The sequence below is a fragment of the Mesorhizobium sp. L48C026A00 genome (assembly GCF_000502375.1).
Lineage (GTDB): Bacteria > Pseudomonadota > Alphaproteobacteria > Rhizobiales > Rhizobiaceae > Mesorhizobium > Mesorhizobium muleiense.
Window position 1 is genome coordinate 152,965 of record NZ_AYWU01000001.1, and the last position, 15,371, is coordinate 168,335.

Consider the following 15,371-nt stretch of genomic DNA (forward strand, 5'->3'; position numbering starts at 1 on the left):
TGCTTTTATGCACGTCGTTTTCCCAGCCGCTGCATAATTTTCGGCAACAGATATTGGGGTCAAAACTCAATCAGCCGGTTGCCGCAAATGACCGAGATGGGTGGAGTGCGGCCTTGCGCTATGTCGTCTCCATCGCGTGTTAGCCGATGCCTCTGACACGGCCTCTGACATTGCCAGCTTGAAGGTTTCTGACACGAAAGGAAGATCAAACCCGCTCATGCGCGGGTCGATCCAGACGTTGCGCCCGCCGACCCGCTGCAGATTGACGACGTAGGAACCACCGGGTCTGTTCATCCAGAGTCCCGACTTTTCGCGGAACTCATGCGTCGTTTGCTCTCTATCCATGCCGTCGATGCGGTTGCATGGGTAAAACCAGAAATAGGAGGCGGCATGGCTGCCGTCCTTCCACAGCAGCTCGACTGGAACGAATTGATGCAGGCCGGGCTCCAGTTTCTCGACCACCTCACGGAATTTGCCACTGACGAAGAAGGAGTTGTGCATCATCAGGTCCGCCGGCATGATCTTCCCCCTCCCACCTTTATCTTCGTGGGCAGGTGGGTGGGATCGATCGGGACGCCCTGGTAGGTGGCCGATTTGTCCACCCACGTTCCATCTTCCAGCCTCGCCGAATTCGTGACCGGATGGAATTCGAACCCGGCCGGGAACACCTTCCGGCGATCGCCATCGACTGGATCGCCGCGACGTCCGAAGGCCGCGCCCTGGTCGGCGCCGGCGATTTCGGAATAGTTAGAAATTGCTGGCAAGCAAGGTTAGCAACTGCTGGTAATCGTCGGAAGGTCCGCAACCGGGTCGAACTCGGTCGCTCAGAGTGATTGAGTTTGACCACTAGGCCGGTGCGCCGGCGACCGATCCCCTGACCACCAGATCGACCGGCCAGGCTTCGCCGCGGGTGTCAGATATCAGGCGAGTACTCTTGTATCAGACTTGCCTGGAAGCGCTCGACCTCTTCCGCAAGAGTTACCCAATGATGTTGATATCGCTCGAAGATCGACACGGTTGGGGCCGGGAAGTTTGGATCGGCCAATGCGCCAACGGCTACGCCGATCATCGTAGGCAGAGCATCAGGCTTCCAATAGACTGTCGAACCACAGGTCGGGCAAAAATACATGCGTACATTGCGGCCGCTATCGGCAACGCGAATGAACTCCCTTGCAGCTCCCGAAATCGCGACGGTATCAGTCGCATAGAACGCGTTGACGCTGAATGATGTACCGGTTCGCCGTTGGCAAGCTAAACAATGACACGCGGCAACCAATTTTGTTGGCTCTCGCATCATAAGTCTGAGTGCGCCGCATACGCATTGGGCATCGGCCATGGAGAATCCTCCGTCTTTCTCGGTGAAACAACTTTGCGGTGTAGGGGTGAGGCGCAGTTCGAACCGCTGTTGCACACAGGCAACGCGTAGGACGTGACCCTATCGAGGATCGGGATGCGCAACGCCAACAATGATGCGGCTCACGGAAGCTGTCAACCGCAGCGCATTTCCCGGGCCTTTCTGATGCGTCTCTCGACTACACGGCGATCGCGGTCGATCAGTTCCAGTTCGACCAGGCGAGGCAGATAGCGGGAAGATCGACGCCGTCGCGCGCATTCGCGAGCGACCTTGTCATACTCCCGCAAGACCGCGCAGGTCCCAAGAGGGTCGAACTCAGTCGATCGAGTGATCCTTAGCCAGGTGCGCCGGCGACCGATCCCCTGATGACCAGGTCGACCGGCCAGACTTCGCCGCGGGCGCCCTCCTCCAACCCCGAAATCCGCGCCGCCAGCCGCTCGGCGATACGAGCGCCGGCCAAACGGATCGACGAACGCGTCGTCGATAACGGCACCGAAAAATTCTCCGGCTTCAGCCAAGGGAAGACGTCGTCATGGGCGATCAGCGACAGGTCGCCCGGAATGGTCAGGCCGAGATCGCGCACCGCTCGCACGACGCCGAGCGCCATGATCAGGCTGGAGCAGGCGATCGCGGTCGGCGCATCGCTTTGCTCAAGTAAGCGCCTGGCGGCGCGGTAGCCGTTCTCCTCGGTCATGGCGAGGGAACAGACATCGCCTTCGCCAAGCGCCAGACCGCTTGCCGCCAGCGCTCGGCGCACACCGCGCTCGCGGTGAATGGCGAAGGTCTCGCGGCCGTCGCCGTTGATCAGCGCCAGCCGCCGGTGACCGAGTTGGACGAGCAACCGTGCCGCCTCGTGGAAGGCGCCCTCATTGTCGATGTCGGTGAAAGGGTAATCGAAATCGAGCCCTTCACTGCGGCCATGGACGATAAAGGGAATGCCGAGCGTGTTGACCAGCGCCACCCGCCGGTCGGCCGGCCTCGGCGAGGAGATGTAGACGGCGTCGACCTGCCGGTTGGCGACGATACGCCGATAGGTCGTCTCCTGGTCGTCGGCATCGGCCGGGGACAACACCAGGTCGAGTTCGTGCGAACGGGCGTAGTCGCCGAGACCGGAGAGGAATTCCACGAAATGCGGGTCGATGTCAACGGCCGCCCCGGTCGGCAAGACATAACCGATCATCCCGGTCTTGCCGGTAGCCAGCCGACGCGCGCTCGGGTTGGGACGGTACCCGTGGCGCTTGGCGGCGTCGATCACCCGCCGGCGCGTTTCCTCGTTGACTTCCGGGTAGCCGTTCAGCGCGCGGCTTACCGTCGTCTGCGAAAGCGCCAGCATATGGGAAAGCTGTTTGAGGTTCACCGGAGGCCTCCAAGCCTCAAAGCGCTTTAACTATGGGTCGCTCGCGCCACGGCGGCGAGCGCTACCGATGCGACGATCATAAGCACCCTTTTTAACCGGTTTGAAGCAAAATTTGCTGTTGCAGCGCCCAAAATGGTGCTGCAGCGCACTTTGTTTGCTCTTGTGGCCGTGAAATTAAATCGATTAGTTTACCAGCCTCTTGACTTCTGATTAATTCAGTGGCGTGATTGCGAAGACCAAAGCGCTTTGGAAGATTCTCCGAAAGGTTGCGGTTCCTTTCCGAGTGAGTCACAGTCCTGCAGCGTCGGCGGACGGAATGGAGGTTCCGTCCGGTGTCTGTCACCACTGGGAGGGAATACCAATGAGGAAAATGCTTCTGCTGAGCGCCGCCTTTGTCGCGCTCGCCCTGGGCGCACCGGCGCAAGCCGAACTGAAGTTCAAGCCGGGCGAAGACCCCCGCTTCAACTGGGCGAATTACGAAGAGCTCAAGAAAGTCGACCTCAAGGGCGAGACGCTGTCGATCTTCGGGCCATGGCGCGGCGAAGACGAGGGCCTCATCCGCACCGTTCTCGACTATTTCTCGGAAGCCACCGGCGCCGAGGTCAAGTACTCCTCGTCGGAAAATTACGAACAGCAGATCGTCATCGACACGCAGGCCGGCAGCCCGCCCAACATCGCCGTGCTGCCGCAGCCGGGCCTGATCCAGGACCTGGCGTCCAAGGGCCTGCTGACGCCGCTCGGCGACGACACCGCCAACTGGATCAAGGACAATTACGGCGCCGGCCAGTCATGGGTCGATCTCGGCACCTTCAAGGACAAGGATGGCAAGGAGGGCTTTTTCGCCTTCCCCTACAAGGCCGACGTGAAATCGCTGGTCTGGTACTCGCCGGACAATTTCGAGGAAGCCGACTACGAGGTGCCGAAGACGCAGGAAGAGCTCGCCGAGCTCGAAAAGCAGATCATCGCCGACGGCGGCACGCCATGGTGCATCGGGCTCGGTTCGGGCGGCGCCACAGGCTGGCCAGCGACCGACTGGGTCGAGGACATCATGCTGCGCACCCAGACGCCCGAGACCTACGACAAGTGGGTAAAGAACGAGATTCCGTTCAACGACCCGGCGGTGGTCAACGCCATCGACATTTTCGGCAAGATCGCGACCGACGACAAGATGGTCGACGGCGGCGCCAAGGCGGTGGCGGCGACCGATTTTCGCGATAGCCCGAAGGGCCTGTTCTCGGTGCCGCCGAAATGCTATTTGCACCACCAGGCGTCGTTCATCCCGACCTTCTTCCCGGAAGGCACCGAGATCGGCCAGGACGCCGACTTCTTCTACTTCCCAGCTTACGCTGCCAAACCCGACCTCGGCACCCCGGTGCTCGGCGCCGGTACGCTGGCCATGATCACCAAGGATAGCAAGAGTGCCCGCGCGTTCATCGAATTCCTGAAGATGCCGCTCGCCCATGAGATCTGGATGGCCCAGGGCGGCTTCGTGACGCCGTTCAAGTCGGTCAACAAGGACGCCTATGCCAGCGACGCGCTGAAGAAGCAGGGCGAAATCCTCGCCGAAGCCTCGACCTTCCGCTTCGACGGGTCCGACCTGATGCCGGGCAAGATCGGCGCCGGCGCCTTCTGGACCGGTATGATCGATCTCGTCGGCGGCAAGTCCGCCCAGGATGTCGCCACCGATATCCAGAAGAGCTGGGACGCGATCAAGTAGGCGTCCCGGCTGAACGTCCGATCCTGCATGGACCCGGGCCTCGGTGGCCCGGATCCGACCAGCGGCCCCACACCGCAGCAATTTTTATGAGCACATTCCGGCATGACGCGCGACCAGCAAAAGCAAACCCTGCCTTGCATCCGGTCGCGTTCCAAATAACTGAATCGGCCTGTGATCGCGTCGCCAAAGTCATTCCCGACTGGCGGATCATGCGCAGAGGGAGGGACCCGTGGCGGCTCAGATTTTCTCGGCCATATTCGTCATCGTCGTCGGCGTCGGCGGCTGCGTCGCCTATTTCTGGGGCGCCAACAAGCTGGTGGACATCATCTTCCCGTCGCGCGGCGTTGCAGGTGCGGCGGCCATCGACAATCTGCGCCGGCAGGGGATGATCCGGCCGTGGCTGTTCGTCGGCCCGGCCATGATCATCCTCACCATCTATCTGATCTACCCGGTCGTGGAGACGCTGAGGCTGTCGTTCCTCGATCGCGGTGGCGCCAATTTCGTCGGCTTCGCCAATTATGAATGGGCGTTCGGCGACCGCGAATTCCGCACCTCCATCCTCAACAACATCATCTGGCTGGCGGTCGTGCCTGCCGCCTGCACCTTCCTCGGGCTGATCATCGCCGTCCTCACCGACAAGATCTGGTGGGGCACTATCGCCAAGAGCCTCATCTTCCTGCCGCTGGCCATCTCGTTCGTCGGCGCCAGCGTCATCTGGAAATTCATCTACGAGTATCGTGGTGCTGGCCAGACGCAGATCGGCCTGCTCAACGCCATCATCCAATATTTCGGCGGCCAGCCGCAGGTCTGGATATCGCTGCCGTTCTGGAACAATTTCTTCCTGATGATCATCCTGATCTGGATCCAGACCGGCTTTGCCATGGTCATCCTGTCCTCTGCCTTGCGGGGCATTCCCGAGGAGACGCTGGAGGCGGCCGTCATCGACGGCGCCAATCCGTTCCAGATCTTCTGGAAGATCATGGTGCCGCAGATCTGGGGAACGATCGCCGTCGTCTGGACCACCATCACCATCCTGGTGCTGAAGGTTTTCGACATCGTGCTGACGATGACCAACGGCCAATGGAACAGCCAGGTGCTGGCCAATCTGATGTTCGACTGGATGTTCCGCGGCGGCGGCGATTTCGGCCGTGGCGCCACCATCGCCATCATCATCATGATCGCGGTCATTCCGATCATGATCTGGAACATCCGCCAGGCCAACAAAGAGACGGGAGGACATTGAGATGGCCGTCTCGACCGGAAAGTCCTTTGCCAGCCGTTTCGGCGTCCATATCGCGGTCTTCCTCTTCGTCGCGATCTGGACGATCCCGATGCTCGGCATTCTCGTCTCGTCGCTGCGCGACAAGGACCAGATCATCGCCTCGGGCTGGTGGAACTCGTTCGCCAGTTCCACGCAGACGGAAGCGGGGCGGCTGCCACCCGCCTCGGCGCAAGTCGAGAAGGACGGCAAGTTCGTCCTCGAGGGCAACATCTTCGGCGATGATCCGGCCCGCGACATCAGCGCCTTTGGCGTCAAGTCGTCGGCGCCGACGCAATATCCCGCCGGCACCACCGCCGATCTCGGTGACGGCGAGACCTTGCAGCTCAACCCCGACGGCAGTTTCGTCATGACCTCGACCAAGCCGTTCGAGGGCGAGCGTGGCCAGCGCGTCTACTACGCCTCGTCGGCGCCGCCGAAATTCACCACCGACAATTACAATACGGTGCTGTTTTCGGAAGGCATCGGCCGCTCCTTCATGAATTCGCTGACCGTCACCATTCCGGCGACCGTCATCCCGATCCTGATCGCGGCGTTCGCGGCCTATGCGCTGGCCTGGATGCGCTTTCCCGGCCGGGCGTTGCTCATCGCGGTGATCATCGGGCTCCTGGTCGTGCCGCTGCAGATGTCGTTGATCCCGCTGCTGAAGCTTTACAACGGCGTCGGCAGCTTCTTCGGCGTGCCGTCGAAAACCTATCTCGGCATCTGGCTGGCGCATACCGGCTTCGGCCTGCCCTTCGCCATCTATCTCTTGAGAAGCTACATTGCCGGCCTGCCACGAGAAATCATGGAATCGGCGCGCATCGACGGCGCCAGCGATTTCGAGATCTTCGTCAAGATCGTGCTGCCGCTGTCGTTCCCGGTGCTGGCCTCTTTCGCCATCTTCCAGTTCCTGTGGGTGTGGAACGATCTGCTGGTCGCGATGGTTTTCCTCGGCACCGAGGGCGACCAGATCGTGCTGACCGCTAAGCTCAACGCGTTGCTCGGCTCGCGCGGCGGCGACTGGGAGATCCTGACGACATCGGCCTTCATCACCATTGTCGTGCCGCTGATCGTGTTCTTCTCGCTGCAGCGCTATTTCGTCCGCGGGCTTCTCGCCGGCTCGGTGAAGGGAGGCTGAGATCATGCAATCCGCTGTGAAAGCGACGTTGAGTCCCGACTTCGCCGTCGACCGCGACTGGTGGCGAGGTGCCGTGATCTACCAGATCTATCCGCGCAGCTATCAGGACTCGAACGGCGACGGCATCGGCGACCTCAGGGGCATCATCGGCAGGCTGCCCTATATCGCGGCGCTCGGCGTCGATGCCATCTGGATCTCGCCGTTCTTCAAGTCGCCGATGAAGGATTTCGGCTACGACGTGTCCGACTATTGCGACGTCGATCCGATGTTCGGCACGCTGGCCGATTTCGACGCTCTGACCGCCGAGGCGCACAGGCTCGGGCTCAAGGTGATGATCGACGAGGTGCTGTCGCATACCGCCGACATCCATCCGTGGTTCAAGGAAAGCCGCTCGAGCCGCACCAACCCGAAGGCCGACTGGTATGTCTGGGCCGACGCCAGGCCCGACGGCACGCCACCCAACAACTGGCTGTCGATCTTCGGCGGTTCGGCCTGGCAGTGGGACACCAGCCGCCAGCAATATTACCTGCATAATTTCCTGGCCGAGCAGCCCGATCTCAACTTCCACAGCCGCGCAGTCCAGGACGCGCTGCTCGATGTCACCCGCTTCTGGCTGGAGCGCGGCGTCGACGGTTTCCGCCTCGACACCATCAATTTCTACTTCCACAGCCAGGGCCTCGAGGACAATCCGCCGCTGCCGCCCGAACAGCGCAACGACCAGACCGCTCCTTCCGTCAATCCCTACAACTACCAGGACCATCTCTACGACAAGAGCCGCCCCGAAAACCTTGGCTTCCTCGAACGCTTCCGCGCCCTGCTCGACGAATATCCGGCGACGGCGGCGGTTGGCGAAGTCGGCGATTCGCAGCGCGGACTGGAGGTGGTGGCGGCCTATACCGCCGGCCGCAAGCGCGTGCACATGTGCTATTCATTCGACTTCCTGGCGCCCGAAAAGATCAGCGCGGCAAAGGTGCGTTCGGTGCTGGAAGCCTTTGGCGAGGTCGCCAGCGACGGCTGGTCGTGCTGGGCCTTCTCCAACCACGACGTGATGCGCACTGCCTCGCGCTGGGCGGCCGGCGAGGCCGACCAGACCGCTTATCTCAAGGTGATCTCGGCGCTGCTGATGTCGCTGCGCGGCTCGGTCTGCATCTACCAGGGCGAGGAACTCGGTCTTGGCGAAGCGGAATTGCAATTCGAGGATCTGCAGGACCCCTACGGCATCCGGTTCTGGCCGGAATTCAAGGGCCGCGACGGCTGCCGCACGCCGATGGTCTGGAATGGCGCCGACGGCAATGGCGGCTTCTCCACGGCAAAGCCCTGGCTGCCCGTGCCTGCCAAGCACCTTTCGCAGGCGGTCGATGTGCAGCAGGGCGACGACAACTCGCTGCTCGAACACTACCGGCGCTTTCTCGCTTTCCGCCGCCTGTATCCGGCGCTGGCCAAGGGCGAGATCGAGTTCATGGAAAGCCAGGGCGATACGGTCGCCTTCACGCGCCGCGAGGGCAATGAGCAGATCGTCTGCGCCTTCAATCTCGGCAGCCGACCGGCCGAAGTCAATCTCGGCGGACGCTCGCTGCAGCCCTTGCCGGGGCACGGGTTTTCGGGACAGACTAACGCCGGCTTTATCCGCCTCGGCGGCTACGGCGCCTGGTTCGGGCGTATCGACTGAATTTGCTGGAGGGAACCCATGGCCGATGTCACGCTAAGGCAAGTGAAGAAATCATACGGCAATCTCAACATTCTCCATGGCATCGACCTCGACATAAAGTCGGGCGAGTTCATCGTCTTCGTCGGCCCTTCGGGCTGTGGCAAGTCGACCTTGCTGCGGTCGATCGCCGGGCTTGAGGAAATCACCTCCGGCGAGCTCAAGATCGACGGCGAGGTGGTGAACGACGTGCCGCCGTCGAAGCGCGGCATCGCCATGGTGTTCCAGTCCTATGCGCTCTATCCGCACATGACTGTCTACGACAACATGGCGTTCTCGATGAAGATCGGCAAGGAGAGCAAGGCCGAGATCGACAAGCGGGTGCGCCAGGCGGCGGAAATCCTGCAGCTGACCAAATATCTCGACCGCCTGCCCAAGGCGATGTCGGGCGGCCAGCGCCAGCGCGTCGCCATCGGCCGCGCCATCGTGCGCAACCCCAAGGTCTTCCTGTTCGACGAGCCGCTGTCGAACCTCGACGCGGCGCTGCGCGTCGCCACCCGCATCGAGATCGCCAAGCTCAAGGAATCGATGCCTGCTACAACGATGATCTACGTCACCCACGACCAGGTCGAGGCGATGACGCTGGCCGACCGCATCGTGGTGCTCAAGGAGGGCCATATCGAGCAGGTCGGCACGCCGATGGAGCTCTACAAGAGACCCGGCAATCTGTTCGTCGCCCAGTTCATCGGCTCGCCGGCCATGAACATCCTGCCGGCGACGATCGACAAATCAGGCGACCCGACCATCGTCAGTCATGTCGGCGGGCGCAAGGCGACGGTGCCGATCGCCACGCCGGCGTCGGTGAAGGGCGCTTCGGTGAGCTTCGGCGTGCGGCCGGAAGATCTGACGATCGCCACCGGTGCGGATTATCTTTTCGAGGGAACGGTGGATTATGTCGAGCAACTCGGCGAGGTCCAGCTCGTCTATGTCGACATCGGCCGCGCCGACCTGCCGCTGGTCACCAAGCTGCCAGGCAATGTCGGGGTCAAGCGCGGCGCTGCGCTGCGGTTGAATGCCGATGCCGGCGACCTGCATATTTTCGATGCCGACGGACATTCATTCACGCTCCACAAAGCGGAAGCAAAGGCAGCCTGAGAGCAGCAGCCGAACTGATGGATGTTTGGTGACCCAAAAACGAGAGCGGCGGGCAAAGCCGCCACTCTTGTGCGTTCCGGTCGCTGTTAGAGCGACGTGCGTCCAAGTGGACGCACAAAGGTACGCTCCAACACTTTAACCCTGCGCATCGTGCTTTCCGAAAATCGGAACCGATTTTCGGGCCGATGCGCTAGCGGCCGAACAGGTTCCGGTCGCTGCCCTGCGGGGCGGACTTCTGTACGTCGCCCGACGAGTTGAGCAGCTTGTAGACCGGCGAGCCGGTATTGCGTACCGAAGAAGTCTGCGTGTTGTCGACGTTGATGGTCGCCTGCTTGTTGATGTCGGTTCTGCCAAAGTTGTCGCTACCGGCAAAAGCGCCGCCCGCAGCAATCAAAAGCGCGGCGGCGGTAAGAACGATCTTCTTCATTTTCAAAACTCCTGGATTTTCTTGGTTCCGCCAGCCCGGCGGGCAAATGCCGCCGCCGCTGTTGGAACGAACTGTTAGTTGTTGCCGAACAGGTTACGGTCGCTGCCGTTGACGGGTTTCTCGTCAGCCGGAACCGGATTCTGCGCCGAAGCCGAATTCCGAATCGAAGCCGTGTACGAGTTGCTGTCGACCGCAGCGGCCGGCTGGTTGGCGCCGTTCGATCCAAAGTTGTCGCTGCCGGCAAAAGCGCTGCCGGAGATGGCCACAATGGCGGCGGTGGCAAGAATGAGCTTCTTCATTTCAAATACTCCTGAGTTCCTCAGATCCCGAGCGGCGGACCGCCACTTTGCTGTTTGGGACCAGCTGTTAATTGTTGCCGAAAAGGTTGCGGTCGGCGCCCTGGCCAACGGGCTGCTTTTCAGCGTGAGCCGGCGTCTGGACAGAGGCCGTATACGAGCTGTCGACCGCGACGGCCGGCTGGTTGGCGGCGTTGGACCCATAATGGTCGCTGCCGGCAAAGGCGCTGCCGGTGATGGCCAGAGCGGCGACGGCAGCAAGAGCGATCTTTTTCATTTTAGTACTCCAGTATCTTGGTCTTCAGTCCGTCTAGCGGCGTGTCTTGGGAGGATGCGCGCGTCGTTCGGATAGCCCCGATGTGGGAAGGCCATTCGGCGGATTCCAATCACGAAGTTGTTCTGTGTGGACCAAGAATCTACACCTTGAAATTGTACCAGAGGCATCTACCACTATGGTTTTATGGTTCGTTTTCAATATTTTATGCCAAATTTGCCGTTCGACGATTTGACGGATTGGCGGATCTGCGTTCACTGCGTGCTGCACGCATTGTCAACAGAAACGAACCGTTCGGTTCGATTTTAGAAGCGGCTAATAGTCACTTTTGTAAACTGTTAACCTTCCTGGTCTCCGCCGCGGGTCGGATTCGATGTCACGGCAGCCGACAATGGCCGCCGACAAAGCGGGTTTCAGCCCTGCAGATATAAACCTGCAGGTTTCGCCGGCGGTGTCGCGCCGCATGGATACGATGTCGCTTTCATGCCGGCAGTCAGCCGGCCGGCATGATTAGATCACGCCATCTCAGGTGCCGCTTGGTGACGACGAAGCGGAGAATTGGGAAGCCGGTCAGAACCCGGCGCTGCCCCCGCAACGGTGGTGGAGTTCAAGTCGCAACGGGAGACCACTGGGCCACAAGCCTGGGAAGGTGTCGCGACGAGTCCGCAAGGACACTCCAGAGCCCGGAAACCAGCCCGAGATTTTCAGACTCGACTGATCGCGGTGGGCGGTCAAGAGGTGGATGATGCACGTCCGGCCCTGTCGCCGGCGTGCAAACGGTCCTCCCTCCATCACCACCAGTTCAGTCCTTACACGAGGACAGGACATGGACGCGCGCAACGACATGCTGAGGCTCTTGCACGGCCGCAGGCAAGGCTATTCGCTCGAGCAGCCCTTCTACACCGATCCAGATTTCTTCAAGCTCGACATGGAGCTGATCTGGTATCGCGACTGGCTGTTCATCGGCCACGATTGCGAGTTGCCGAAAGCTGGCAGCTATATCACCGCCCAGATCGGCGACTATCCGGTCGTGCTGGTCCGCGACCAGCAAGGCAAGATCAATGCCTTCCACAATTCCTGCCGGCATCGCGGCAGCCGTGTCTGCAATGCCGACAAGGGCACTGCGGCGAAGCTGGTCTGCCCCTATCACCAGTGGACCTACGAGCTGGACGGCCGGCTGTTGTTTGCTCGCCAGATGGCAGACGGCTTCGACAAAAGCCAGTTCAGCCTGAAGCCGGTGGCTTGCGAAAGCGTTGGCGGCTACATCTTCATCTGCCTGGCCAACGAGCCGGCCGACTTCGCGCCGATGCGCGCCATGATCGAGCCTTACCTCCTGCCGCACCGGCTGCGCGAGGCAAAAATCGCCTTCGAATCGACCATCGTCGAGAAGGGCAACTGGAAGCTCGTCTGGGAGAACAACCGCGAGTGCTACCATTGCGCCGGCAACCATCCGGAACTCTGCAAGACATTCCCGGAAGCGCCGACCGTGACCGGCGTGCAGGGCGCCGACAGCGATCCAGAGATGCTCGCGCACTGGGCGAAATGCGAGGCGGCGGGCTTGCCGAGCAAGTTCCGCATCGATCCGGCCGGGCAGTATCGCGCCACCCGCGCGCCGCTGCTGCGCGACGCCGTCAGCTACACGATGACGGGAAGACGCGCGGTGAAGAAGAAACTTTCCGACAGCGTTTCGACCGACCGTATCGGCTCGCTGCTGCTCTATCACTATCCGACGAGTTGGAACCATATCCTCGGCGATCATGCCGTCACCTTCCGCGTGCTGCCGATCAGTGTCACGGAAACGGCCGTCACCACCAAATGGCTTGTCCACAAGGACGCGGTCGAAGGCGTCGATTACGACCTCGCCGAACTCACCCATGTCTGGACCGAGACCAACGACCAGGACCGTCGCATTGTCGAGGAAAACGCCTTCGGCATCCTGTCGCCGGCCTATGAGCCCGGCCCCTATTCGGAACTGCATGAGGGCGGCGTCATCCAGTTCGTCGAATGGTACGCCTCCTTCATCGGGCCGCGCCTTGCCGAGGCCGGGCGGCCGGCGCTGCGCAGCGTCGCCTGAGCGAGGTCAAGGGGATGAATGCGATGACGGACCTTGGCCTCTACCGCCATCTCGACGAGATGGCGCCCTGGAACGACAGGCTCCAGGTGCTGGAAGTCATCGGCGTCAGCGACGAGGCGCCTGACGTGAAGACCTTTACCTTCCGCTCTGACAACCAGACCTGGTTCCGCTACAGACCGGGGCAGTTCGTGACGCTGGAACTGCCGACCACCGAGGGCCTGATGATGCGGACCTATACGCTGTCGTCCTCGCCGTCGAGGCCGTTCTCGATCGCGGTGACGGTGAAAGCGCAGGCCGGCAGCCTCGGCACCCGCTGGATGTTCGACAATTTGAAGCCCGGCGTTCACGTGAAGGCCTATGGGCCGGCGGGCGACTTTTCGCTGCACAGCCATCCAGCGGCCAAGTATCTGTTCATTTCGGCCGGCTCAGGCGTGACGCCGATGATGTCGATGCTGCGCTGGCTGAACGACTGCGCGCCATGGACAGATGTCGGCTTCGTCAACTGCGCGCGAAAGCCCGAGGAGATCATCTTCCGCAAGGAGCTCGAGCTGCTCGGCAGCCGCATGCCGGGCCTGACGCTCGGCTTCATGATCGAGGAGCGGTCCAGCCGTGAGGGCTGGTTCGGCCATATGGGCCGGATCGACGCGATACGGCTGCCGCTGCTGGCGCCCGATTTTCGCGAGCGCGAAATTTTCTGCTGCGGCCCCGACCCGTTCATGCGCGCCGTGCGGCAGATGCTGGAGGCGGCCGGCTTCGACATGGCCAACTATCATCAGGAGAGCTTTGCGGCCCCGGCGGTGGAGGAAATTCCGGCCCCGTTCGGTTCGCCGGCAGAGGGTGGGCCGGCAAAAGGTGGGCCAGCAGAGGGCGGGATCGAGGTACCTGCCGAGGCCGCAACGCCGATCCGCTTTTCGCTTTCGGATATTGATGCCGAATGCGTTGCCGGCCAGACCGTGCTGCAGACGGCGCGCGCTTCGGGCGTACGCATCCCCGCAGCCTGCGAGTTCGGCCTGTGCGGAACCTGCAAGGTGAAAAAGGTCTCGGGCACGGTCGAGATGAGCCACAATGGCGGCATCCTCGATCACGAGATCGACGACGGCTTCATCCTTGCCTGCTGTTCGAAGCCGCTGACGGCGATCGAGATCGACGCCTGACCGGCGGGGAGCTTAAAGCGCGTCGCGGCTGAATGGATTCATGCGACGCGCTTTAAGTTATTGTTTTTATGCATGTCGTCATCGCAAAACCGCTGCACACTTTTGCGTGACATGCATTAAACCCCGTAGCGTTCGGTGCGGATGAGGCTTGCCGGCACACCGGCATCGATCAGCGCCTGGGCGGCGGCCGACACGAACGCATTCGAGCCGCAGACAAAGGCGAACCTTGGCGGCGCGGGCAGCCGCAGCATCGATTGCTCCATCATCGCGGCATCGACCCGCCGCGAATAGTCTGACGGGCGCCGGGCGGCCTCGCGGGTCAGCGCCAACACCAGATCGAAGCCGTCCCGGCGATCGTGGAAGTCGATCAGCTCGTCGCGAAAGATCACCTCGTCCCAGGCCCGTGCGGAAAATACCAATGCCACGGGCACCGCCGATCTGCGCGCGGCGCGATGGCGGATCATCGCCATCAGCGGTACCACGCCGGACCCGCCGCCGACCAGCAGAAGCGGGCCGCCGTCGCTGTCGGACCAGACGAAATGGCCACCGAGCGGTCCGCGCAACTCGACCTCGTCGCCAACCGCCGCGATATCGTGGAAGAAGGGCGAGATCTCGCCATCATCGAGCCTTTCGATCGCCAGCTCGATCGTCTCGCCGGCTTCCGGCGCCGAGGCGATTGAGTAGGAGCGGCGCGCCTGATAGCCGTCCGGCGCCGTCAGCCTGACATCGACATGCTGCCCGGCACGATAGGCGAAGGGCCGCGACGGCTGGAGGAAAAAGCTGGTGACGCGGGGCGTGCGCTTTTCGATGCGGGCCATGGTCACCGTCTGCCAGGGCGACTGCGCCGCCGGCGCGTCGCTCATGGATCGCCCGTATAGCGCTGCTCGCGCCACGGGTCGCCATAGATGTGATAGCCGCGCAGCTCCCAGAAGCCGGGCTCGTCGCGCTCGGTGAACTGCAGGCCGTTCAGCCATTTGGCCGACTTCCAGAAATAGAGATGCGGAACCAGCAGCCGCGCCGGGCCGCCATGGGCCGGCGTGATCGGCTTGCCTTCGTAAAGCAGCGCCACCATTGCCTTGCCGGCAGTGAGATCCTGCGTCGGCACGTTGGTTGTATAGCCGTCGAAGGACAGCGCCAGCGTGAAGGCGGTCGGTGGCTCGATGCCGGCATCCGCCAGAATATCGTCGACCAGCACACCCTGCCACGCCGTGTCGAACTTGGTCCACGCGGTGACACAATGGATGTCGCGCGTCATCTTGGTCAAAGGCAGCGCGTTGAACTCTGTCCAGTTCCACGTCTTGATCGGCCGCGGTCCGTGCTTGAGCGTGAACGACCAGTCCTCGGTGCGCACAGGCGGCGTCGGCCCGGCCGACAGCACCGGAAACCCTTGCTCGAGATACTGCCCCGGCGGGATACGCGCATCCGCATCCGTCGGGGGCTTTCGTCCTGAAGAGAAGCCCCGGGTGACCATCGAGACAATCCGTTTGCATCAGGCCGCCTGTCGGCCTTCACCAATGTT

The 15,371-nt window shown here is 62.0% G+C and carries 15 protein-coding genes and 1 riboswitch; of the genes, 7 read left to right on the forward strand and 8 right to left on the reverse strand.

Going from position 1 to position 15,371, the window contains the following annotated elements:
* Window positions 1-66 precede the first annotated feature (66 nt).
* The 3 genes from X738_RS46270 to X738_RS46280 form a co-directional block, all read right to left on the reverse strand.
* Entirely contained in the window at window positions 67-606 is a 540-nt protein-coding gene (locus tag X738_RS46270; protein WP_156942539.1) for an imm11 family protein, read from the reverse strand.
* Window positions 607-913: 307 nt separating this feature from the next.
* Window positions 914-1,336 carry a GFA family protein gene (locus X738_RS0140340; protein ID WP_031254029.1) on the reverse strand — a complete coding sequence of 141 codons (423 nt, stop codon included), beginning with the start codon at window positions 1,334-1,336 and terminating at the stop codon, window positions 914-916.
* Window positions 1,337-1,688: 352 nt separating this feature from the next.
* The gene (locus X738_RS46280; protein WP_023796846.1) at window positions 1,689-2,711 is read right to left on the reverse strand and encodes a substrate-binding domain-containing protein; all 1,023 of its coding nucleotides are present in this window, start codon (window positions 2,709-2,711) and stop codon (window positions 1,689-1,691) included.
* A 361-nt stretch (window positions 2,712-3,072) separates the two neighbouring features.
* Between X738_RS46280 and X738_RS46285 the strand changes: the two genes are divergently transcribed.
* The 5 genes from X738_RS46285 to X738_RS46305 all read left to right on the forward strand — a co-directional run bounded on the left by X738_RS46285 (window position 3,073) and on the right by X738_RS46305 (window position 9,627).
* Window positions 3,073-4,428 (forward strand): ABC transporter substrate-binding protein, encoded by a 1,356-nt coding sequence (locus tag X738_RS46285; RefSeq protein WP_023796847.1) that lies wholly within the window; start codon window positions 3,073-3,075, stop codon window positions 4,426-4,428.
* Window positions 4,429-4,657: 229 nt separating this feature from the next.
* Window positions 4,658-5,671 (forward strand): carbohydrate ABC transporter permease, encoded by a 1,014-nt coding sequence (locus X738_RS46290; RefSeq protein WP_023796848.1) that lies wholly within the window; start codon window positions 4,658-4,660, stop codon window positions 5,669-5,671.
* A 1-nt stretch (window position 5,672) separates the two neighbouring features.
* On the forward strand, window positions 5,673-6,827 hold the full coding sequence (locus X738_RS46295; protein ID WP_023796849.1) for a carbohydrate ABC transporter permease: 1,155 nt from the start codon (window positions 5,673-5,675) through the stop codon (window positions 6,825-6,827).
* A 4-nt stretch (window positions 6,828-6,831) separates the two neighbouring features.
* Complete coding sequence (bglA, locus tag X738_RS46300; protein ID WP_023796850.1) at window positions 6,832-8,496, forward strand: beta-galactosidase BglA; 1,665 nt, start codon at window positions 6,832-6,834, stop codon at window positions 8,494-8,496.
* Window positions 8,497-8,514: 18 nt separating this feature from the next.
* Window positions 8,515-9,627: an ABC transporter ATP-binding protein gene (locus X738_RS46305; RefSeq protein ID WP_023796851.1), complete on the forward strand. Its 1,113-nt coding sequence runs from the start codon at window positions 8,515-8,517 to the stop codon at window positions 9,625-9,627.
* A 190-nt stretch (window positions 9,628-9,817) separates the two neighbouring features.
* Here the strand turns inward: X738_RS46305 and X738_RS46310 are convergent, their stop codons facing one another.
* The 3 genes from X738_RS46310 to X738_RS46320 form a co-directional block, all read right to left on the reverse strand.
* On the reverse strand, window positions 9,818-10,054 hold the full coding sequence (locus tag X738_RS46310; protein ID WP_023796852.1) for a DUF680 domain-containing protein: 237 nt from the start codon (window positions 10,052-10,054) through the stop codon (window positions 9,818-9,820).
* Between the two features lie 74 nt (window positions 10,055-10,128).
* Entirely contained in the window at window positions 10,129-10,353 is a 225-nt protein-coding gene (locus X738_RS46315; RefSeq protein WP_023796853.1) for a DUF680 domain-containing protein, read from the reverse strand.
* A 67-nt stretch (window positions 10,354-10,420) separates the two neighbouring features.
* A complete protein-coding gene (locus tag X738_RS46320) occupies window positions 10,421-10,627 on the reverse strand; it encodes a DUF680 domain-containing protein (RefSeq protein ID WP_023796854.1) in 207 nt (68 codons plus the stop codon).
* A gap of 507 nt (window positions 10,628-11,134) precedes the next feature.
* A riboswitch (cobalamin riboswitch) is annotated at window positions 11,135-11,337 on the forward strand.
* Window positions 11,338-11,450: 113 nt separating this feature from the next.
* Between X738_RS46320 and X738_RS46325 the strand changes: the two genes are divergently transcribed.
* The gene (locus X738_RS46325) at window positions 11,451-12,698 is read left to right on the forward strand and encodes an aromatic ring-hydroxylating oxygenase subunit alpha (RefSeq protein ID WP_023796856.1); all 1,248 of its coding nucleotides are present in this window, start codon (window positions 11,451-11,453) and stop codon (window positions 12,696-12,698) included.
* A 23-nt stretch (window positions 12,699-12,721) separates the two neighbouring features.
* Complete coding sequence (locus tag X738_RS46330; protein WP_023796857.1) at window positions 12,722-13,852, forward strand: hybrid-cluster NAD(P)-dependent oxidoreductase; 1,131 nt, start codon at window positions 12,722-12,724, stop codon at window positions 13,850-13,852.
* 116 nt (window positions 13,853-13,968) lie between these two features.
* Here the strand turns inward: X738_RS46330 and X738_RS46335 are convergent, their stop codons facing one another.
* Entirely contained in the window at window positions 13,969-14,715 is a 747-nt protein-coding gene (locus X738_RS46335; RefSeq protein ID WP_023796858.1) for an FAD-binding oxidoreductase, read from the reverse strand.
* On the reverse strand, window positions 14,712-15,323 hold the full coding sequence (locus X738_RS46340; RefSeq protein WP_023796859.1) for a molybdopterin-dependent oxidoreductase: 612 nt from the start codon (window positions 15,321-15,323) through the stop codon (window positions 14,712-14,714). Before X738_RS46340 ends, X738_RS46335 begins: the two co-directional genes overlap by 4 nt.
* Between the last annotated feature and the right edge of the window lie 48 nt (window positions 15,324-15,371).